The organism is Pelomonas nitida, assembly GCF_043555975.1.
GTDB classification, from domain to species: Bacteria; Pseudomonadota; Gammaproteobacteria; order Burkholderiales; family Burkholderiaceae_C; genus Pelomonas; species Pelomonas nitida.
The window spans coordinates 311,864-331,496 of record NZ_JBIGIA010000001.1 but is presented as its reverse complement, the minus strand read 5'-3'; the positions used below and the strand labels follow the sequence as shown (position 1 = coordinate 331,496).

Below are 19,633 nucleotides of genomic sequence, written 5' to 3'. Positions count from 1 at the left end.
GATGGATGCAACGGCGATGTCTGCACGTCGAGCCTCATTGCCAACGAGTTTTGACGCCTTCATTTTCTAGTCATAACTATTTTTTAAGAAGCCAAAAACATCAGGGACAATCCCTGATAGCGACCATGCCTAATCGTTCATCCACCCGCAGCCGCCCCTCGCTGGAGACCAAGGTTCAGCCCGCGCAGAAGCGCGCGTCAGAGACCTACGAGCTGCTGCTGGACTCCGCAGCCAAAACGCTGGCGGAGTTCGGCATCGAGCGCTGGTCCACCAACCTCGTCGCAGAGCGGGCAGGCGTGACGCCGCCGGCCCTCTACCGCTATTTCCCCAACAAGTACGCGCTGCTGAGCGAACTGGGCAAGCGCCTGATGCAGCGGCAAAACGAGTGCATCGAGCGCTGGATTTGCCCCCGGGTGTTTGCCGGCGGCGTGGCCACGCTCGAACCCGCCATTGCCGGCCTGCTGCTGGACACCTACAAGGCCACGCGCAAGGTGGAGGCCGGGGTCTGGATCATGCGGGCCATGCGCGCCGTGCCGGCGCTGCAGGAGGTTCGCCTGGCCTCGCACGCGGCCGTGACGGCGGCCCAGGCGCGCCTGCTGGCGCAGGCCTTGCCGCATGTGAAGCGGGCCGAGTTGCAGGTGCTCAGCCGCATTGCCGTGGAGCTGATTTATGCGGCGGTCGAGATGCTGTTCGACGCCAAGCTGCCCCCGAAGGCGGTCGCCCGCATCGTGGCCGGCATGCTGGCCAGCCACCTGCACCGGCTAGCCCCCGAGCCTGGTGTGCAGCCCAACCCGGCAGGCCTGCCGGCGCCTGGCACGGCCTCATAGGGCCTGTTAACCCAAAGGGAGCAGGCCGCGCTGCGGTCAGAAGGCCCGCCGCTCGATGGACGCGCGACGCGGGCCAGCCTCAATGGCTGCCATGCAGCATCTGCGACACCGCGAACGCCACGCCCAGGCCGATGGCCAGCCAGGCCACCTGGGCCAGCGTGTCGCGCCAGGCCAGGCGCTGCTGCAGCTGCGGCAGCAGGTCGGCCACCGAGATGTAGATGAAGCTGCTGGAAGCCAGCACGAGCAGGTAGGGCAGCACGCCGTCGAAACTGCCGATCAGGAAATAGCCCAGCACGCCGCCGACGACCGAGGCCATGCCCGAGATCGCGTTGAACAGCAACGCCTTGGCGCGAGAGAGGCCGGCGTTCAGCAGCACGATGTAGTCGCCCACCTCCTGCGGAATCTCGTGCGCGACGATGGCCAGCGCGGTGGCCCAGCCCAGCTTGGCATCCGCCAGAAAGGCCGCCGCGATGATGGCGCCATCGCAGAAGTTGTGGATGCTGTCGCCCACCAGCACCGTGAGGCCGCCGCGCCCCGCCTGCTCGGCGTCGAAATGATGGTGGTGATGGTGGCCGTCGCCCTCGTGATGGTGCACGTGGCGGTACAGCTCCACCTTCTCCAGCAACCAGAAGAACAAGAGACCGGCCAGCAGCACCGCGAACAGCGTCTGCGGCTGGGCCGTGTGGGTCTCAAACGCCTCGGGCAGCACGTTGAGCAGTGACGTGCCCAGCAGGATGCCGGCCGACAGGCTGACGAGGCTTTTGACGAGGCGCGTCAGCACGCCCACGGTGAGACTTGCGGCGACGAGCACCGACAGCAGCCCGCCGGCGAAGGTGGCGAGCACGATGGAAAGAAGGGTCATGGGATCAGGCAAAGCAATGGGCCGCCTGTACGACGAGGTACGGCGGCCCGACTCCGTCAGCCTAGCAGAGCTGTCAAGCCTTCACGCCACGCCCTGCTTCTTGAACCAGGCCAGGCACTTCGCCCAGCCGTCGTCGGCCGCCGCCTTGCGATAGCTCGGGCGGTAGTCGGCGTGAAAGGCGTGGGGCGTGTCGGGGTAGACGACGAACTCGCTCTTCAGGTGGCCGGCCGCCTTCAGCGCGGCTTCCAGCTGCGTCAGCGTCCCGACCGGGATGCCCGTGTCCGCCGCGCCGTACAGGCCCAGCACCGGCGCCTTGATGGCCGCAGCCTGCTCGATGATGGTCTTGTCGCCGGCAAAGTAGCTGCGCGCCACCGGCCCATACCAGGCCACCGCGGCCTTCACGGCGGGGTTGTGGGCGGTGTAGGCCCAGGTGGTGCGGCCGCCCCAGCAGAAGCCGGTGATGCCGAGCCGGCTCGCGTCGCCACCGTGGCGGGCCGCCCAGGCCACGGTCGCATCGAGGTCGCCGGCAACCTGCACATCGGAGGCCTTGGCCACGACCTCGGCGATGAGCTTGGGGATGTCGGTGTAGGCGCCGGCATCGCCGTGGCGCACGAACAGCGACGGCGCGATCGCCAGATAGCCCTGCTTGGCGAAGCGCCGGCACACGTCGGCGATGTGCTCGTGCACGCCGAAGATCTCGCTGGCCACCAGGATGATCGGCAGGTTCTTGCGGCCTGCGGGCTGCGCCCGGTAGGCGGGCATCTTGAAGTCGCCCACCTCGATGCTGACCGTGCCGGCGTCCAGGCCCGCCGTGTCGGTCGAGATCGTCTGGGCGGTCACCGGCAGCACGGCCGCCGCGAAACCACTGCCAACGGCGGTCTGCACAAAGCCGCGGCGGTTGAAATCGCGTCCGGGGGCGAGGCTGTCGATCTCTTCTTTCAGCATGGGGGCTCCAACGGTGTGGGTGGTTTCAGGGGTGGCGCTTCAAATTTTGCCCGGACAATCGCCCGCCATGACGACACGCCCCCAAGCCAGCCAACCGATCTGGGCCTCCATCGACATCGGCTCCAACAGCTTCCGGCTGGAGCTGGCCCGCCTCTCGGGCGACCGCTACCAGCGCGTCAGCTACACCAAGGAAAGCGTGCGCCTGGGCGCCGGGCTGGACGCCAACGGCATGCTCACCGAGGCCGCCATGCAGCGCGGCCTGGAATGCCTGAAGGGCTTCGGCACCCAGCTCGTCGGCATCGCGCCCGAACGCATTCGCGCCGTCGCGACGCAGACGCTGCGCGAGGCCCGCAACCGCAACGCCTTCCTCGAGCGCGCGCAGGCGGTGCTGGGCCACCCCATCGAGGTCATCGCCGGCCGCGAGGAAGCCCGGCTGATCTTCGCCGGCGTGGCCCGGCTGCAGCCGTCGGACAAGCCGCGCCTGGTCATCGACATCGGTGGCCGGTCCACCGAGATGATCCTGGGCCGCGGCGAGAAGCCGGTGCGCGCCGAATCCTTTGGCGTGGGCAGCGTCGGGCTGTCCATGCGCTTCTTTGCCGACGGCCGCTACACACCCGAAGCCTTCCGCGCCGCCCAGGTCGCGGCGGGCGCCGAGCTGGAGGAGGCGCTGACGCTGTTCCGCCCCGAGCTGTGGCGCGAGGCGCTGGGCTCTTCGGGCACCGTGGGCGCGGTGGCGCAGGTGCTGGCAGCGACCGGGCAGACCGACGGCCGCGTGACGCCGGCCGCGCTGCGCTGGTGCATCGAGCGCTGCCTGGAAGCCGGCTCGCAGGACAAGCTGCAGCTGCCGGGCCTGAAGGACGACCGCCGCCCCGTCGTGGCCGGCGGGCTGTGCATCCTCTACACCCTGCTGACGCAGTTCGGCATCGACGAACTGATGCCCACCAAGGGCGCGCTGCGCCAGGGCGTCATCTTCGACCTGGCCGAACGCCGCCAGCCCAGCGGCGCGCGCGACCCACGCGGCGCGTCCGTCATCGCGCTGCAGGAGCGCTTCGGCGTGGACCGCGCGCAGGCCGACCGTGTCGCCGCGCAAGCCGAGAAGCTGTACCGCCAGCTCGTCGGCAAGCCCGCGCCGGAGCTGCTGCGCGAACTGCGCTGGGCCGCCGCGCTGCACGAGATCGGCATGCTGGTGTCGCACCACGACCACCACCGCCACAGCGCCTACCTCATTGGCCATGTGGACGCGGCCGGCTTCTCCACCAACCAGCTGCAGCGCCTGGCGGCGTTGGCGTTGGGCCAGCGCGGCGGCCTGCGCAAGCTCGAGCCGCAACTGGCCGACGCGCAGTTGCTGGAACAGCTCGTCGCGCTGCGCCTGGCGGTCATCCTGTGCCACGCGCGCAGCGTGCCGGCCGGCAGCCTGCGGCTGGAGCGCGACGGCAAGCAGCTCGCGCTGCACTGCCCGCGCAGTTGGACTGACGGCCAGGCGCGCACGCATTACCTGCTGAAGGAAGAGGCCGAGGCCTGGGCCCGCAGCGCGCTGCTGGAGCTGGCCATCCATTGAGGCGACGCGCGGCACGCGGCACGCCGCGCCGGTGCCGCGCTCAACCCAGCTTGTAGCTCTGCAGGTGGATGCTGGTCTCGGTGCTGGCGATGCCCTTGATGAGCCGCACTCGCTCCAGCACGTCCGCCAGCTCCTGCAGGCTGGCGCTGCCGATCTCGGCCAGCAGGTCCCAGCGGCCATTGGTGTCGAACAACCCGGTGATGCCGGGCTCGCCCAGCAGCATGGCCACCACCTCCCGCGTGCGGTTGCCCTCCACGGTGATGCTCATCCACGCACGGATCTGATCCGGCACGGCATCGGGCCGCAGCTTGACGGTATAGCCGGTGATGACGCCGCTGTCCTCCAGCCGCGCGATGCGGTTGGTCACCGTGCCGCGCGACACCTTCAGCCGGGCGGCCAGCGTGGCCACGCTGGCGCGGGCGTCGGCACGCAGCAGGGCGATGAGTTGCTGGTCGAGGGCGTCCATCAACCTAGATCCTGCAGTTGAGCGCGCCCGAGGGCCTGGCGAGGCGGGGGGCAGACAAGACGCGACGACGCGGTGGGCTCATGCCCACAAGGAGGAGCAACGCAGCCAGCCTCCCGAAGCGCCAGGCCAGCGGGCGTGCAGCGCTGTTGATCGACGTGGTCGGCGGTTCGCCCACCGTGAAGCTTGTGATGCATAGGCTCTCCCGCAACATACCGAGCGGTCGACTGCTGGGTCTAGGTCGAGCAAATCGTCAATGATGGCTGCCATTGTGGCAAACAAGCATGCATTCCTGAGCATGTTTTGCGCTTCTGGCTGGCAGGCGGGCTCGGAAGAATGGCCGCAGCTGCCGGAGACCGCCATGACCACCTTCCTCGCCACCCAGGACATCGCCCGCCTCGTGCAACGCGTCGGGCTGCCCGATCTGCTGCGCCGTCTGGTGAGTTACCTGGAGGCGGACTACGGCCGCTGGGCCGCGTTCGACAAGACGCCGCGCGTCGCCGCGCATTCGGCCGACGGCGTCATCGAGCTGATGCCCATCGCCGACGCCAAGCTCTACAGCTTCAAGTACGTCAACGGCCACCCGAAAAACCACCGCGCCGGCCTGCCCACGGTGATGGCCTTCGGCGTGCTGGCCGACGTCGCCACGGGCGCGCCGCTGCTGCTGTCCGAGCTGACGCTGGCGACGGCTATGCGCACCGCCGCGACGTCGGCCATGGTGGCGCGGCGGCTGGCCCGGCCCGACAGCCGCGTCATGGCCATCATCGGCAACGGCGCCCAGAGCGAATTCCAGGCGCTGGCCTTCCATCACCTGCTGGGCATCGGCGAACTGCGGCTGTTCGACATCGACCCCGCCGCGACCGCCCGCCTCCAGCGCCACCTGCAAGCCACGCCGGGCCTGACGCTGGTGTCCTGCGGCTCGATCGCCGACGCCGTGCGCGGCGCGGACATCGTCACCACCGTCACCGCCGACAAGACCAACGCCACCATCCTCACGCCCGATCTCATCGAGCCCGGCATGCACATCAACGGCGTCGGCGGCGACTGCCCCGGCAAGACCGAACTGCATCCCGGGGTGCTGACACAGGCCCGCGTGGTTGTCGAGTACGAGCCGCAATCGCGTGCCGAGGGCGATGTGCAGCAGATGCCGGCCGAGTTCCCCGTCACCGAGTTCTGGCGCGTGCTGGCCGGTCTCGCGCCGGGCCGCGAATCGGCAGGCCAGGTCACGGTGTTCGACTCGGTCGGCTTCGCGCTGGAAGACTTCTCGGCGCTGCGACTGCTGCACGACCTGAGCCGGCAACTGGGCCTGGGCACGCCGCTGGACCTCGTGCCGCCGATGGCCGATCCCAAGGACTTGTACGGCCAGTTGCAGCTGGGCGGCCAGCGCCAGGCGGCCTGATCCGCGCGCGGACCGCGGCGGCTCAGGGCCGGTAGGCGTTCAAGTCCGTCACATCCACCAAGGCCGATGGCATGAAGCGCGCCGTGTAGGCCTGGCAGACGCCGGCCGCCAGGAACAGGTCGAACAGGTCCGCGTCCAGATGCCCCTCGCGGGCCATGCGCTGCATGATGGTCAGCGCCTCCGACAGCGGCTTGCTGGGCTTGTAGGGGCGGTCGTCGGCGGTCAGCGCCTCGAAGACATCGGCGATGGCGATCATGCGCGCCTGCGGGCTCATCTGCTCACCGGTCAAGCCGCGCGGGTAGCCGCCGCCGTCCATGCGCTCGTGATGGCCGCCGGCCATCTCCGGCACCGCGCGCAGATGCCGGGGGAAAGGCAACTCCTCCAGCATCTTGATGGTCTGCACGATGTGGTCGTTGATCTTGTAGCGCTCTTCCTCGGTCAGCGTGCCGCGGGCGATGCTCAGGTTGTGCAGCTCGCCGCGGTCGTACAGGTGCTCGGGCGGCCGCAGACGCAAGCCCCAGCGGTTGCCTGCGGGCAAGGCGTCGCCCGCCGGCCGCGGCACGCGGTGTTCGGGGCGGTCCTGCAGCAGCGTCTCGGCGGCGGGCAGCGCCGGCCGGGGCCGGGGCTGGCGGCGCGCCTCCTCCACCGACAAGCCGAGGCTGTCGTCCAGCGTGCGCAGCCAGCGGCGCTCGGCAATCTGGCGCAGCCGCGCCAGCGATTCCGGCGCCAGCGCCTCGCCCCCCGCATTGCAGGCCGCCACGAAGGCGAAATCCGCGTCCAGCTCGGCCTGCGCCGTCGCCGCAGCGGCCTGTGCACGGGCGGCGCCGTCTTCGCCCAGCTCGGCCTGCAGCCGCTCGATCAGCACATCCCGCTTGAGCACCTCGAAGCGCGTGCGGATCTCGTGGATGCGGTTGTGCAGCGTCTCCAGCTTGGTGGCCTTGTCGACGACGAATTCCGGGATCGTCACCTTGCCGCAGTCGTGCAGCCAGGCCGCGATGTGCAGCGCCTCCCATTGCTCGGCGGTCAGCGAGAAACCGGCGTAAGGCCCCGCCGTCGCGTCGCACGCGGCCTGGGCCAGCAGGCGCGTCAGCGCCGGCACACGCTGGCAGTGCCCGGCCGTGTAGGGGCTCTTGGCATCGATGGCACCAGCGACGAGCTGGATGAAGCTGTCCAGCAAGGCCTTGCGCCCGCGCAGCAGCAGCTGGTTGTCCAGCGCCGCCGCCGCCGTGCCCGACAGCGCGCGCACGAACGCCACCAGCGCCGACCCCAGCGGCTCGCTGCCGCCGTTGACCGGCAACGGAAAGCTCAGCGTGAGCGCGCCGAGCGTCTCGTTGCGGTGGTTCTTCAACGGCAGCGACAGCAGCCGCAGCCGCGCGGCCGCCAGGCTGGAAAACAGGTAACCATAAGACGCCACGTGCCCCGGGTTGTCCCAGCTCAGCTCCAGCAGCACCGGGCCATCGGCCCGCAACGCCTGCACGGGCGCGCTGGGGTTGTCGGCCATGTCCAGCGGCCAGCGCCGCCCCGCCTCGGGCGCCAGCTCGCCATTGAGCCGCGCGGATGCCGGCAAGAGCATCACCCCGTCATCCGACAACAGGTGCAGCGCGCCGCCGCTGGCGCCACTGACGGCGATGGTCTCGCGCAGGATGAGGTCCAGCAGCGCGTCGAAGTCGCGCTCCGCGCCGAGCGCATCGCTGATGTCGAGGAAATGCCGCAGCGAGTGCTTCATCGACGTCATGGTCTCGGCGAGACGGTCCACCTCGCGGATCAGGCTGCGCGACGGGTCATCGCCGCCAAACTCGAAGCGCTCGATCGCCTCGACCTGCCGCGCCAGCTGGCGCAGGGGTCGCGACACCCGGTCGGCCAGCCAGTGCACGACGGGCAACAGCAGCAACACGAGCGCCAGCGAGATGTAGAAGCCATGCCGGCGGCTCTCGATCTGGAAGGCCTGCAACTCCTCGCGCGGCGCCGCCATCAGCAGCACCAAGGGCGCGCCCGCCGCCGCCGCGCCCGGCAGCGGCAACGCGTGGCTGACCCACTCCACACCGTCCACCACCTGCACCGGCGCCAGATGGCCGGCGCCATCGCGCCGCTGCCACAGCGCCCGCATCAACGGCGACGCGGCCTCGGCCACGCGGGCCATCGTCTGCGCGTCCCGCAACACGCGCTCGCCGTCGTGGCGCGCCTGCGCCACCACACCGCCATCTTCCGTGGCGATGAGCAGCTGCGACGCACGGCTGATCTGCGGCAGCAGCAGCATGTCGTCGAGCGCTCGCAGGCTCACGTCGGCACCAATGACCGCCTCACCCTGCGCCTGCGCCAGCGTGACGCCGACTTCGCCCGTCGTATAGAAGCGATAGGGCGCCGACTGCACGACCGCGCCGTCTTTGGCGCGCCGCGCCTGATCGAACCACGGGCGCGTTCGGGGGTCGAAGTCATAGCCCGGCCGGTCAGCGCCCGCCAGCTCCTTCAGCGCCGCGTCATAGAAGCGGTAGGTGCCCGTCACCACGTCACCGTCGCGGCGCACGATCTGCAGCGCCAGCTCGGCCTGCGGCGGCCCGCCCATGCGCTGGCGCGCCGTGTCGTCCGCGAGACGGCGCAGCAGCAGGAACGCCCCGCCGGTGGTGCCCGCATACACGGCCGACACCGCCGCGTTGCCGCGCAAGGCAGCGGCCATCTGCGGCAGCGCCGCCAGGCGTTCAGCGTCGGTGCGTGCCCGGCCCAGCGGCCCGCTGGCCATCAGCGCCACACTCACGCGCGCCGGCCGCAGCTCCGATTCGACGACGGCCGCCGCCTCGCGCCCGATGCGCCGGGCCGCAGCCCCGGCCTGCTGCAGCAACAACGCGTCGTTGCGCGAGCGCTCGTAGAGCATCAACACGCCATAGACCAACGCAACCAGGCAGATCATCGCCACGCTGAGCGTGACATAGAGCGTCTTGGGTTTGGGGCGCAGCATGTGACCCGTCAGCGACCGAGATGCCCGAGTATCCACGCGCCAGCCAGCGCCTCCGCCGCAGCCGCGCAACGACACCCGGCATGGCATTTTTCCCTTTCCGGCACTGGCCACGTCGCATCGCCGCGACAGGGCGGCCTGAGCGGCCGGAGCTCTGCCCACCGCCCCTTAGCATGCGCGCCGCCTCATCGAGGTCGGCGAGCGGCCCAGCCGCCGCCGGAGAGAAACACAGGGAAAGTCTCCATGAAGAAGCAAGCAATCATCCTGGCCGCACTGATCGGTGCGGCTTCCGCCCAGGCCCAGTCGAGCGACAAGTTCTACGTGACCGGCGCAGTCGGTACCACGCACCTGAACCTCGACTGCGAGGGCGCGCCCTCCTGCGACACCTCCGACACCGGCGGCAAGCTGGTCGGCGGCTACAAGTTCGGCAACGGCTTCAGCGCCGAACTGGGCTACGTCAACTTCGGCAAGTCCAAGCTCGCCGGCGGCGCCGACTGGATTTCTGTCAAGGTATCGGCGATCGCGCTGGGCGGCGCATACGCACTGCCGCTGAACAACGATTGGGGCCTGAACCTGCGCCTGGGCGTGGCTCAGGTCAAGACCAAGGCCGACTCCTTCATCACGGGTTATGGAAGCGGCACAGGCTCACGGAACGACACCAACGTCTATGCCGGTATCGGCGCGTCGTACGCCATCAGCCCTGCCGTCAAGCTGGAACTGGGTATTGACTCGACAAAAGCCGGGGACGCTGACGCGGGAGGTAACGTGCGCCTGATCTCCCTGGGCGCCACCTTCGCGTTCTGATCGGCCCCTGCCGATCCTGAAGGCCGCCTCGTGCGGCCTTTGTCGTTTCTACGTTTCTACACTTGCGGGCATGGACTACGCCCCGTTGATCAAGGAAGTGGGCCGCGGCGCCCGTGGCGCGCGCGACTTGACGCGTGAACAGGCCGAGCAGCTGTTCGGCGAGATGCTGGACGGCCAGGTGCCTGACCTCGAACTGGGCGCCCTGCTCATCGCGCTGCGCGTGAAGGGTGAAAGCGCCGAGGAGGTGGCCGGCTTCCTGGCCGCGATCACGGCCCGCACGGCGCGGCTGGCCGCCCCCGCTGGGCCGCGCACCGTGCTGCTACCCAGCTTCAACGGCGCGCGCAAGCAGGCGAACCTGATGCCGCTGGTGGCGCTGCTGCTGGCCCGCGAGGGCGTGCCGGTGCTGATCTTCGGCCGGCATGACTTCGACAGCCGCGTGAGCCCCTTTGAGCTGCTGGACGCCCTCGACCTGCCCGCCAGCGCCTCGCTGGCAGATGCCGAGCAGCGGCTGGCGGCCGACCGGCTGGCCGTGCTGCCTTTGCAACTGCTGAACCCGGGCTTGAACCGGCTGATGGCCCTGCGCCCGCGCCTGGGCCTGCGCAACAGCTCGCACAGCCTGGCCAAGTTGCTGGACCCCTTCCCCGCCGGCCGGGGTGTGCGGGTCGTGGCTGTCACCCACCCCGAATACCTGGACAGCATGGCCGGCGCCCTGCCCGCGCTGACTGCGAACGGCGGCCGAACGCTGCTGATGCGCGCGAGCGAAGGCGAGGCCTACGCCCACCTGCGCCGCAAGGCCCACCTGATAGGCTTCCAGGATGGCCAGGTCGCGCCCTTGCACGCCGCCGACACGACCGACCTGGACTGGCCGCTGTCGCCGGCCTGCGCCCCGGCCGAGAACGCCGACCTGATCCGCGCGATGCTCGCCGGCCGCGAGCCGGTGCCCACGCGCATCGCCGAGCAGGTGGCCGCGCTGCGGCTGCTCGCCACAAACTGAGATTGCTTATTCAGCCAGGGCATATGGCCCGAAGAATTAAATTGTTCTGCGTCGGCGCCAGATTCCCTAGAGTCGCGCCCTCGGGTGACATGGGGTTGCCGCAGGAGGCTGTCGAGTGCTGGACTGGATGCTGATCGCGATCGCGAGCGGACTGGCGGTCGGCCTCATCGTCGGCATCACCGGCGTGGGCGGCGGCTCGCTGATGACGCCGCTGCTGCTGTCGGTGTTCAAGCTCCATCCGGCCGTCGCCATCGGCACCGACCTCTGGTTCGCCTGCCTCACCAAGATGAGCGGCTCCATCGCCCACGCCCGCCACGGCCATGTGAACTGGGTCATCGTGCGCCGGCTGTTGGCCGGTTCCGTGCCTGCTTCCATCGCCACCATCGCGCTGATGCACCTGAGCGGCATCACGCAGAACTGGGCGTCGACGCTGAAGTTCTCGCTGGGCATCGCGCTGCTGCTGACCGCCGTCGTCGTGGCGTTCAAGCAAAGCTGGCAGACGCTGGGCCTGTGGCTGGAGCGCTGGATTCCCGAGGCCCGCAAGCCCTGGCTGACGGTCGCGGCGGGCCTGCTGCTGGGCGTGCTGGTGTCGCTGTCGTCGATCGGCGCGGGCGCCATCGGCGCAACGCTGATCCTGCTGATCTACCCCCGCATGCTGGCCCGCGACATCGTCGGCACCGACATCGCCCACGCCGTGCCGCTGACCCTGGTGGCCGGCCTGGGCCACGCCAGCCTGGGCAACGTGGACTGGGCCCTGCTCGGCACGCTACTCATCGGCTCCCTGCCGGGCATCTGGCTGGGCGCCCAATTGACCCGCCGCCTGCCGGACGGCATCGTTCGCAGCCTGCTGTGCGCGTCGCTGCTGATGGCCGGCTGGAAAGTGATTCACTAAAAGACTACTTCGATGTACCAGTACACCGACTTCGACCGCCGCTTCGTCCGCGCCCGCGCCGCGCAATACCGTGACCAGCTGGAGCGCCACCTCGCCGGCACGCTGGGTGCCGACGAGTTCCGCGCGCTGCGCCTGCAAAACGGCTGGTACATCCAGCGCCACGCGCCGATGCTGCGCGTGGCCGTGCCCTACGGCGAGCTGAGCAGCCGCCAGCTGCGCCAGCTCGCCAGGATTGCGCGCGAGTACGACCGCCAGCCCGACGGCCCGTTCGCCGGCCAGGGCGGCTACGGCCATTTCACGACGCGCCAGAACCTGCAATACAACTGGATCCCGCTCGTGAAGAGCGCCGACGTGATGGACCTGCTGGCCGACGTGGACATGCACGGCATCCAGACCAGCGGCAACTGCATCCGCAACATCACCAGCGACGCCTTCGTGGGCATCGCGCCGGACGAGATCGTCGACGCGCGCCCCTACGCCGAGGTGCTGCGCCAGTGGAGCACGCTGCACCCCGAGTTCGCCCACCTGCCGCGCAAGTTCAAGATCGCCATCAGCGGCGCCGCCGAAGACCGTGCCGCCATCGGCTGGCATGACATCGGCCTGCAGCTCAAGAGGACCGCCGCCGGCGAAGTCGGCTTCCAGGTCTTCGTCGGCGGTGGCATGGGCCGCACGCCCATCCCGGGCGTGGAGATCAACGCCTTCGTGCCGTGGCATCACATCCTCGTCTACATCGAGGCCATCGTGCGCGTCTACAACCTCGCCGGCCGCCGTGACAACCTCTACAAGGCCCGCATCAAGATCCTCGTCAAGGCCGAGGGCCAGAAGTTCTTCGACGCCGTCAACGAGGAATACCAGCGCATCCTCGCCGGCGACCCGGCCGGCCACGAGCAGATCATTCCGCAGGCCGAGCTGGACCGCGTGGCGGCCTGCTTCGTCGACCCCGCGGGTGTGAAGCCCGAACCCACCGTGCAGCTGGACACCAGCGACCCCGCCTTCGCGCGCTGGCTCTCGCGCAACGTGCACGGCCACCGCGTCAGCGGCTACCGCGCCGTCACGCTGAGCCTCAAGCGCGTGGGCATCGCCCCCGGCGACACCAGCGCCGACGTGATGGACACCGCCGCCGCGCTGGCCGACCGCTTCAGCCACGGTGAGCTGCGCGTGTCGCACCGCCAGAACCTCGTGCTGCCCTGGGTGCGCGAGGCCGACCTGCCCGAACTGTTCCAGGCCGCCCGCGCCGCCGGCTTCGCCACCCCCAACGCCGGCTTGCTGACCGACCAGATCGCCTGCCCCGGCGGCGACTTCTGCGCGCTGGCCAACGCCCGCTCGCTGCCACTGGCCGCCGCCATCGCCGAGCGTTACCAGGACATCGACGAGCTGGAAGACCTCGGCGAGCTGGACCTGCACATCAGCGGCTGCATCAACTCCTGCGGCCACCACCACAGCGGCCACATCGGCGTGCTGGGCGTCGACAAGGACGGCACGGAGTGGTATCAGCTCACGCTGGGCGGCGGCGACGGCACGACGCTGGCCGGCGCCACGGTGGCCGGCAAGGTCATCGGCCCGAGCTTCGCGGCCGACGAGATCGCCGACGCCATCGACGCCGTCATCGACACCTTCAAGCGCGAGCGCTTGAGTGGCGAGCACTTCATCGATGCGGTGAAGCGGCTGGGGCTCGACCCTTTCAAGACCGCGGCCAACGCCGTGCGTGTTTCGACTGCCAAGGCCTGATCACGATATGAAGTTCATCAACGCCTCCACCTGCCCCTGGCAGCACGCCGTCGGCGAAGACGGCCCCAAGCCCGATCCGGATCCGGCGCCCAACCGCCTGCTGAGCCTGGAGCAATGGCACGCCGTGCGCGCCCACTGGCCCCAGGACGTGCAGGTCGCCATCGAATTCCCGAACGACGCCGACATCACGCAGCTGCAGCCTGATCTGGGCCGCATCGCCGTCGTCGTGCTGGACTTCCCGAAGTGGACCGACGGCCGCGCCTACAGCCAGGCCCACATCCTGCGCAGCCGCTTCAAGTTCAAGGGCGCCATCCGCGCCCGCGGTGAAGTGCTGGTGGACATGATGCAGCTGCTGGCCCGCACCGGCTTCGACGAAGTGGTGCTGCGCGGCGACCAGTCGCAGGCGGCCGCGCAGAAGGCGCTGGACCTCTTCGCGCCGGTCGGCTTCTACCAGGGTGACGTGGCCGAGACGCGGCCGTGGTTCCTCAGGAGCGCAGCGTGAGCGAAGGCGTTTCCAGCCTGCCCTGGGCTGCCGCGCCTGCGGCCGGCAACGCCATCGGCCTTTACGCCAAATGGACGCCTGCCCTCGACGCCAAGATCGAAGCCGCGCAGCAGCACCTGCGCAACGCCTGCGCCGCGCACAGGGACGGCCTGGTGCAGAGCAGCAGCCTGGGCGTGGAAGACATGGTCATCACCGACCTGATCTCGCGCGCCGGCCTGAACGTGCACATCGCGACGCTGGACACTGGCAAGCTGCACGCCGAGACGCTCGCGCTGCTGCCTCGGATCAAGGATCGCTACGGCTTAGCCGTCGAGGTGTTCAAACCCGTCGCCGAGGCCGTCATCCAGTTCGTCCGCAAAGAGGGCGAAGAGGCGATGTACAAGAGCATCGAGCTGCGCAAGGCCTGCTGCGGCGTGCGCAAGATGGAGCCGCTCTCCCGCATGCTGGCCGGCCGCACCGCCTGGATCACCGGGCTGCGCCGCGAGCAATCGGGCGCGCGCGGCGATGTCGCGTTTGATGAAGACGACGGCAATGGCCGCCGCAAGATCAGCCCCCTCGCCGACTGGACCTGGGCCGAGGTCTGGGCCTATGTTCAGAAATACGAGGTTCCGTACAACCCGCTGCATGACCAGTTCATGCCCTCGATCGGCTGCGCGCCCTGCACGCGTGCGATCGCGGTTGGAGAAGACTTCCGCGCCGGCCGCTGGTGGTGGGAAGACTCCACCAAGGAATGCGGCCTGCACGCCAAATCATGAATGTTGCTGTGAAACCCGAACAAATGATTGCTGACGTCGATCACGCCCATCTCGACGCACTCGAAGAAGAGGCCATCTTCATCCTGCGCGAGGTGGCGGCCAGCTTCGAGCGCCCCGCGCTGCTCTTCTCCGGCGGCAAGGACAGCTGCGTCGTGCTGCGCCTGGCCGAGAAGGCCTTCAAGATGAAGAACGCCGCTCATCCGAGCGGTTATTCCGGCAGCCTGCCCTTCCCGCTGGTGCACATCGACACGGGCCACAACTTCCCCGAGGTCATCACCTTCCGCGACCAGCGCGTCGCCGAGATGGGTGAGCGCCTCGTCGTGGGCCACCTCGAAGACTCCATGGCCCGCGGCACCATCCGCCTGGCCCACCCGCTGGAAAGCCGCAACGGCCACCAGACGGTCACGCTGCTGGAGACCATCGAAGAGCACAAGTTCGACTGCCTGATCGGCGGCGCCCGTCGGGATGAAGAGAAGGCGCGCGCCAAGGAGCGCATCTTCAGCCACCGCGACAGCTTCGGCCAATGGCAGCCCAAAGAGCAGCGCCCCGAGCTGTGGACGCTGTTCAACACGCGCATCCGCCCGGGCGAGCATTTCCGCTGCTTCCCCATCAGCAACTGGACCGAGCTGGACGTGTGGCTCTACATCGCCCGCGAGAACATCCCGCTGCCGCCGATGTACTACGCGCACGACCGCCAGGTCATGCGCCGCAAAGGCCTGCTGGTGCCGCTGACCGACGTGACGCCGCCGCTGGAAGGCGAAACCGTCGAGACGGTGCAGGTGCGCTTTCGCACCGTGGGCGACATGACCTGCACCTGCCCGGTCGAGAGCCCGGCCGCCAACGCGACCGAAGTGGTCGCAGAAACGCTGACCGTCACCGTCAGCGAACGCGGCGCCACGCGCATGGACGACCGCACCAGTGAAGCTTCCATGGAGAAGCGCAAGAAAGAAGGGTATTTCTAGCCCACCCCCTACTCGCTTCGCGAGCCCCCTCGAGGGGGCACTGCCAGCGGCCCGGCAAAGCCGGTTCCGCGGCAGTCACTGGATTGTGATGGGTTGCTGGCCCACAGCGTCAGCGCTAACGAATACTGAGAATTGACATGAAGGCACTGAGATTTCTGACTGCGGGCTCCGTTGACGACGGCAAGAGCACGCTGATCGGCCGCCTGCTGTTCGACGGCCAGGCCATCCTGGCCGACCAGCTCGACACGCTGGAGCGCCGCGCCGCCGGCCGGCCCATCGACCTGAGCCTGCTGACGGACGGCCTGGAGGCCGAGCGCGAGCAAGGCATCACCATCGACGTGGCCTACCGCTACTTCGCCACCAAGACGCGCAAGTTCATCATTGCCGATGCGCCCGGCCATGAGCAGTACACGCGCAACATGGTCACGGCCGCAGCCGGCAGCGACGCTGCCGTCGTGCTGGTGGACATCACCAAGCTGGACCTGACGCAAGACGAAGTCACGCTGCTGCCGCAGACCCGCCGCCACTCGCTGCTGGCCCAGCTGCTGCGCGTGCCCAGCCTCGTGTTCGCCGTCAACAAGATCGATGCACTCGCCGACCCCGGCGCCGGCTTCGCCAAGGTCAAGGCGGCGCTGGACAAGTTCGCAGCCGCCGCCGGCCTGAACGTGGCCGCCACGGTGCCCGTCAGCGCGCTGCGCGGCGACAACGTGACCCAGCCGCTGGACGCGCCCTGGTGGAGCGGCGAGAGCCTGCTGCAGGTGCTGGAGCGCCTGCCCAGCAGCACCGAGCGCACCGACGCACCGCTGAGCCTGCCCGTGCAATACGTGCAGAAGGACGCCTACCAGTCGCAAGGCACCGGCGTGCAGCCGCGCGTGCTGTGGGGCCGCATCGCTCACGGTGCGGTGAAGGCCGGCGACACCATCGAGGTGCTGCCGTCGAAGCAGAGCGCCGTGGTCATCGAAGTGCGCCTGGCCGGCGAGACGGTCGCCAGCGCCGCGGCCGGCGACTCGGCCGGCCTGGTGCTGGACCGCCAGCTGGACGTGAGCCGCGGCGACTGGATCGTCACGCCGAACACGGCTGCGCAGGCCAAGACCTTCCCGGCCACGCTGGCCTGGCTGGACACCGAGCCCGCCAAGCCCGGCCGCAAATACTGGGTGCGCCACGGCAACCGCTGGGTGCAGGCGCGCATCTCGGCGATCGACTCCGTGCTCGACATCAACTCGCTGACACCGCAGGACGCCCACGAACTGCCCGTCAACACGATCGGCCGCGTGCAGATGGAAGTGCAGCACGAGCTGCCCGTCGAGCCCTTTGCCGACAACCGCGTCGGCGGCGCGCTGATCGTCGTGGACCCCACCAGCCACCGCACCAGCGGCGCGCTGCTGGTGGATCGCCAGGCCGCCACCACCGAAGAGGACTGGTGATGGGCAGGAGCGCCGCGCCGGGCCGCCCCGAGCAAGCTCGCTGCCGCTTGGCGGGGCCGCACGAAGCGCGACGGGTGTGCCGGTGACGGGCCGCGTGATCTTCGTCAGCGCCGGCCCCGGCGCGGCAGACCTCATCACGGTGCGCGGCGCCCGCGCGCTGGCCACGGCCGACGTCGTGCTGGCCGATGCCCTGGCCGACCCCGCGCTGCAAGACCTCGCCCCGCAGGCCCGCTGGGTGTCCGTCGGCAAGCGTGGCTTCGAGCATTCGGCCAAGCAGGCCGAAATCAACGCGCTGCTCGTGCAGGCCGCGCAGCAGCATGCCGTCGTCGTGCGGCTCAAGGGCGGCGACGCCAGCGTCTTCGGCCGGCTCGAGGAAGAGTTGCAGGCCCTGGCCGATGCCGGCATCGCCAGCGAGGTCATCCCCGGCGTCACGGCCGCGTCAGCCGCCGCCGCGCTGACGCAACGCCCGCTGACGCGCCGCGGCCGCGGCCGCAATGTGAGCCTCACGACGGCCATGACGGCCGAGGGCGAGCTGCGCGCGGCGCTGTCGGCCGACACCGAAGTCTTCTACATGGCCGGACGCCAGCTCGACACGCTGGGCCCGAAGCTGCTGGCCGCCGGCTGGCCGCCGGACACGCCCGCGCTGGTCGTCAGCCGCGCGGGCTGCGCCGATGCGCAGACCAGCGAACACCTGCTGCGCGACCTCGCCGACGCTGCACCTGTTCACGGCGGCCGCCCCGCCGTTCTCATCGTTGGGACGGGCGCGCTCCCGGCCTCCAATAAAATCGTCGTTTCGCCCGAACCGGGGCACCTTAACAATCAGAGCCGCTCATGACCCACGTCGTCACCGAAGCCTGCATCCGCTGCAAATACACCGACTGCGTCGACGTCTGCCCGGTCGACTGCTTCCGCGAAGGCCCGAACTTCCTGACCATCGACCCGGACGAGTGCATCGACTGCGCCGTCTGCATCCCCGAGTGCCCGGTCAACGCGATCATGCCGGAGGAGGATGTCCCGGGCGACCAGATCCACATGATCAAGATCAACGCGGACCTGGCCAAGAACTGGCCCAGCATCACCAAGCGCAAGCCCGCCCTGCCCGACGCCGAGGAGTGGAAGGACAAGACGGGCAAGCTGCCCGAGCTGATTCGCTAGAAACGAGCCCCCCCTACGCGCTTCGCGCGCCCCCTCAAGGGGGCACTCCCGGCCGCCTGGCAAAGCCAGATCGGCGGGAGTCGCTGGATGGCGCGAGGCGCGAAGCGCTCGCCAAACCCCTTGAGGCGACATCGCCATGACGAACAGCAGTGCCACTCCGATCATCGAGACCGACGCCGTCATCGTCGGCGCGGGCCCGGTGGGCCTCTTCCAGGTCTTCGAGCTCGGGCTGCTGGGCATGCGCGCCGACGTGGTCGACGCCCTGCCCCACGTGGGCGGCCAGTGCGCCGAGCTCTACGCCGACAAGCCCATCTACGACGTACCCGGCGTGCCGATGTGCAGCGGGCTTGAGCTGATCGAGCGGCTGCAGCAGCAGATCCGCCCCTTTGCGCCGGCGCTGCACCTGGGCCAGGAGGTCACGGCGCTGCAACCGCTGCCGGATGGCCGCTACCAGGTCGAATCGACTGCGGGCACGCGATGGCTGGCGCGCACCGTGTTCATCGCGGCCGGCGTGGGCGCCTTTCAGCCTAAGCGCCTGCGCCTGGACGGCGCCGAGGCGCTCGAAGGCGGGCAGATCCATCACCAGCTCGACGGGCTCGACGCCACCGGCCGGCGCGTGCTGGTGCTGGGTGGCGAGGCGCCGGCCGTGGACGCCGCCGTCCAGCTCGCCGAAACCGGCCTCGCCGCCGAGGTGACGCTGGTGCACCGCAAGGACGCCTTCAAGGCCCCGGCCGACCTGTTGGCCCGCCTGCAGGCGCTGCGCGACGCCGGCCGCGTGCGGGTTGCCGTCGGCCAGCCGGTGGCACTGCGCCTGGCCGGTGACCGGCTGCAAGGGCTGGACATCCTCGACGCCGACGCGCAAACGCAGGCGCTGGCGGCCGACCTGCTGCTGGTGCGCCTGGGCCTGAGCCCGCGCCTCGGTGCCATCGCCGACTGGGGGCTGGCGCTGGAGCGCAAGCTGGTCACGGTCGACACCGCCCGCTTCGAGACCTCGCTGCCCGGCGTGTACGCCGTCGGCGACATCAACCACTACCCCGGCAAACGCAAGCTGCTGGTCAGCGGCTTCCACGAAGCCACGCTCGCGGCATTCGCGGCCGCCGAGCGCGTCTTCCCGGGGCAGACCATCCACCTGCAGTACACGACGACCAGCCCCAAGCTGCACGAGCGGCTCGGCGTCACGCCCCCCGCCGCCGACTGACCCGGCCACCAGCGCTGCTTGACTCGGCGCGCCCGCACCGGCGGGCGGCCAGCCCATAGAATGCCGCCCACGCGCTGCTTCCGGCAGCGCGCTTCGCTAGGGGTGTTGCACCGGCCACGGCCAGTGCGACTGAGACAGTCCCTTTGAACCTGATTGAGGTAATCCTCGCGCAGGGAAGCAGCCGACCCGCCCGGCCCTCCATCACCCGTCTCCGG

Annotated in this window: 18 protein-coding genes and 1 riboswitch; of the genes, 14 read left to right on the top strand and 4 right to left on the bottom strand. The window is 69.7% G+C overall.

Translation table 11 applies throughout. The annotated features are described in order from the left end of the window. Window positions 1-125 precede the first annotated feature (125 nt). On the top strand, window positions 126-827 hold the full coding sequence (locus ACG00X_RS01450; RefSeq protein ID WP_394486147.1) for a TetR/AcrR family transcriptional regulator: 702 nt from the start codon (window positions 126-128) through the stop codon (window positions 825-827). A 79-nt stretch (window positions 828-906) separates the two neighbouring features. Here ACG00X_RS01450 and ACG00X_RS01445 read toward each other — a convergent pair whose 3' ends face one another. Both ACG00X_RS01445 and ACG00X_RS01440 read right to left on the bottom strand, forming a co-directional pair. Further along, window positions 907-1,689 carry a ZIP family metal transporter gene (locus tag ACG00X_RS01445; RefSeq protein WP_394486146.1) on the bottom strand — a complete coding sequence of 261 codons (783 nt, stop codon included), beginning with the start codon at window positions 1,687-1,689 and terminating at the stop codon, window positions 907-909. Window positions 1,690-1,770: 81 nt separating this feature from the next. Then, window positions 1,771-2,634 carry a dienelactone hydrolase family protein gene (locus tag ACG00X_RS01440; RefSeq protein WP_394486145.1) on the bottom strand — a complete coding sequence of 288 codons (864 nt, stop codon included), beginning with the start codon at window positions 2,632-2,634 and terminating at the stop codon, window positions 1,771-1,773. 67 nt (window positions 2,635-2,701) lie between these two features. Here ACG00X_RS01440 and ACG00X_RS01435 point away from each other — a divergent pair, with 67 nt between their 5' ends. Then, window positions 2,702-4,192 (top strand): Ppx/GppA phosphatase family protein, encoded by a 1,491-nt coding sequence (locus tag ACG00X_RS01435; RefSeq protein ID WP_394486144.1) that lies wholly within the window; start codon window positions 2,702-2,704, stop codon window positions 4,190-4,192. A gap of 40 nt (window positions 4,193-4,232) precedes the next feature. On the opposite strand, the gene ACG00X_RS01430 is transcribed toward ACG00X_RS01435, so the two are convergent. After that, on the bottom strand, window positions 4,233-4,658 hold the full coding sequence (locus tag ACG00X_RS01430; RefSeq protein ID WP_394486143.1) for an Lrp/AsnC family transcriptional regulator: 426 nt from the start codon (window positions 4,656-4,658) through the stop codon (window positions 4,233-4,235). Window positions 4,659-5,016: 358 nt separating this feature from the next. On the opposite strand from ACG00X_RS01430, the gene ACG00X_RS01425 reads away from it, so the two are divergent. Further along, on the top strand, window positions 5,017-6,054 hold the full coding sequence (locus tag ACG00X_RS01425; protein WP_394486142.1) for an ornithine cyclodeaminase: 1,038 nt from the start codon (window positions 5,017-5,019) through the stop codon (window positions 6,052-6,054). A gap of 22 nt (window positions 6,055-6,076) precedes the next feature. Here ACG00X_RS01425 and ACG00X_RS01420 read toward each other — a convergent pair whose 3' ends face one another. Next, window positions 6,077-9,007: an HD domain-containing phosphohydrolase gene (locus tag ACG00X_RS01420; RefSeq protein WP_394486141.1), complete on the bottom strand. Its 2,931-nt coding sequence runs from the start codon at window positions 9,005-9,007 to the stop codon at window positions 6,077-6,079. 240 nt (window positions 9,008-9,247) lie between these two features. Between ACG00X_RS01420 and ACG00X_RS01415 the strand changes: the two genes are divergently transcribed. From ACG00X_RS01415 to ACG00X_RS01365, 11 genes are all read left to right on the top strand, one after another. Then, entirely contained in the window at window positions 9,248-9,808 is a 561-nt protein-coding gene (locus ACG00X_RS01415) for an outer membrane beta-barrel protein (protein WP_394486140.1), read from the top strand. A 70-nt stretch (window positions 9,809-9,878) separates the two neighbouring features. Then, window positions 9,879-10,802 (top strand): DNA-binding protein YbiB, encoded by a 924-nt coding sequence (gene ybiB, locus ACG00X_RS01410; RefSeq protein ID WP_394486139.1) that lies wholly within the window; start codon window positions 9,879-9,881, stop codon window positions 10,800-10,802. Window positions 10,803-10,929: 127 nt separating this feature from the next. Next, window positions 10,930-11,694, top strand: coding sequence for a sulfite exporter TauE/SafE family protein (locus ACG00X_RS01405; protein ID WP_394486138.1), 765 nt, complete (start codon window positions 10,930-10,932; stop codon window positions 11,692-11,694). 12 nt (window positions 11,695-11,706) lie between these two features. After that, window positions 11,707-13,422: a nitrite/sulfite reductase gene (locus ACG00X_RS01400; RefSeq protein WP_394486137.1), complete on the top strand. Its 1,716-nt coding sequence runs from the start codon at window positions 11,707-11,709 to the stop codon at window positions 13,420-13,422. Between the two features lie 7 nt (window positions 13,423-13,429). Continuing rightward, window positions 13,430-13,924, top strand: coding sequence for a DUF934 domain-containing protein (locus tag ACG00X_RS01395; RefSeq protein ID WP_394486136.1), 495 nt, complete (start codon window positions 13,430-13,432; stop codon window positions 13,922-13,924). Next, window positions 13,921-14,679 (top strand): phosphoadenylyl-sulfate reductase, encoded by a 759-nt coding sequence (locus ACG00X_RS01390; RefSeq protein WP_394486135.1) that lies wholly within the window; start codon window positions 13,921-13,923, stop codon window positions 14,677-14,679. The genes ACG00X_RS01395 and ACG00X_RS01390 overlap by 4 nt, the downstream gene beginning before the upstream one ends. Next, on the top strand, window positions 14,676-15,641 hold the full coding sequence (gene cysD, locus ACG00X_RS01385) for a sulfate adenylyltransferase subunit CysD (protein WP_394486134.1): 966 nt from the start codon (window positions 14,676-14,678) through the stop codon (window positions 15,639-15,641). Before ACG00X_RS01390 ends, cysD begins: the two co-directional genes overlap by 4 nt. A gap of 137 nt (window positions 15,642-15,778) precedes the next feature. Further along, a complete protein-coding gene (locus ACG00X_RS01380) occupies window positions 15,779-17,065 on the top strand; it encodes a sulfate adenylyltransferase subunit 1 (RefSeq protein WP_394486133.1) in 1,287 nt (428 codons plus the stop codon). 82 nt (window positions 17,066-17,147) lie between these two features. Continuing rightward, complete coding sequence (cobA, locus tag ACG00X_RS01375; protein ID WP_394486132.1) at window positions 17,148-17,900, top strand: uroporphyrinogen-III C-methyltransferase; 753 nt, start codon at window positions 17,148-17,150, stop codon at window positions 17,898-17,900. After that, window positions 17,897-18,220, top strand: coding sequence for a ferredoxin FdxA (gene fdxA / locus ACG00X_RS01370; RefSeq protein ID WP_394486131.1), 324 nt, complete (start codon window positions 17,897-17,899; stop codon window positions 18,218-18,220). The genes cobA and fdxA overlap by 4 nt, the downstream gene beginning before the upstream one ends. 136 nt (window positions 18,221-18,356) lie before the next feature. Beyond that, window positions 18,357-19,418: an NAD(P)/FAD-dependent oxidoreductase gene (locus tag ACG00X_RS01365; protein ID WP_394486130.1), complete on the top strand. Its 1,062-nt coding sequence runs from the start codon at window positions 18,357-18,359 to the stop codon at window positions 19,416-19,418. Between the two features lie 88 nt (window positions 19,419-19,506). Beyond that, a riboswitch (TPP riboswitch) is annotated at window positions 19,507-19,611 on the top strand. Window positions 19,612-19,633 lie beyond the last annotated feature (22 nt).

Bases quoted from the DNA above. Each gene is read 5' to 3' on its own strand.
- ACG00X_RS01450 (WP_394486147.1), top strand. From the start codon at position 126: ATGCCTAATCGTTCATCCACCCGCAGCCGCCCCTCGCTGGAGACCAAG.
- ACG00X_RS01445 (WP_394486146.1), bottom strand. From the start codon at position 1,689: ATGACCCTTCTTTCCATCGTGCTCGCCACCTTCGCCGGCGGGCTGCTG.
- ACG00X_RS01440 (WP_394486145.1), bottom strand. From the start codon at position 2,634: ATGCTGAAAGAAGAGATCGACAGCCTCGCCCCCGGACGCGATTTCAAC.
- ACG00X_RS01435 (WP_394486144.1), top strand. From the start codon at position 2,702: ATGACGACACGCCCCCAAGCCAGCCAACCGATCTGGGCCTCCATCGAC.
- ACG00X_RS01430 (WP_394486143.1), bottom strand. From the start codon at position 4,658: ATGGACGCCCTCGACCAGCAACTCATCGCCCTGCTGCGTGCCGACGCC.
- ACG00X_RS01425 (WP_394486142.1), top strand. From the start codon at position 5,017: ATGACCACCTTCCTCGCCACCCAGGACATCGCCCGCCTCGTGCAACGC.
- ACG00X_RS01420 (WP_394486141.1), bottom strand. From the start codon at position 9,007: ATGCTGCGCCCCAAACCCAAGACGCTCTATGTCACGCTCAGCGTGGCG.
- ACG00X_RS01415 (WP_394486140.1), top strand. From the start codon at position 9,248: ATGAAGAAGCAAGCAATCATCCTGGCCGCACTGATCGGTGCGGCTTCC.
- ybiB (WP_394486139.1), top strand. From the start codon at position 9,879: ATGGACTACGCCCCGTTGATCAAGGAAGTGGGCCGCGGCGCCCGTGGC.
- ACG00X_RS01405 (WP_394486138.1), top strand. From the start codon at position 10,930: ATGCTGATCGCGATCGCGAGCGGACTGGCGGTCGGCCTCATCGTCGGC.
- ACG00X_RS01400 (WP_394486137.1), top strand. From the start codon at position 11,707: ATGTACCAGTACACCGACTTCGACCGCCGCTTCGTCCGCGCCCGCGCC.
- ACG00X_RS01395 (WP_394486136.1), top strand. From the start codon at position 13,430: ATGAAGTTCATCAACGCCTCCACCTGCCCCTGGCAGCACGCCGTCGGC.
- cysD (WP_394486134.1), top strand. From the start codon at position 14,676: ATGAATGTTGCTGTGAAACCCGAACAAATGATTGCTGACGTCGATCAC.
- ACG00X_RS01380 (WP_394486133.1), top strand. From the start codon at position 15,779: ATGAAGGCACTGAGATTTCTGACTGCGGGCTCCGTTGACGACGGCAAG.
- fdxA (WP_394486131.1), top strand. From the start codon at position 17,897: ATGACCCACGTCGTCACCGAAGCCTGCATCCGCTGCAAATACACCGAC.
- ACG00X_RS01365 (WP_394486130.1), top strand. From the start codon at position 18,357: ATGACGAACAGCAGTGCCACTCCGATCATCGAGACCGACGCCGTCATC.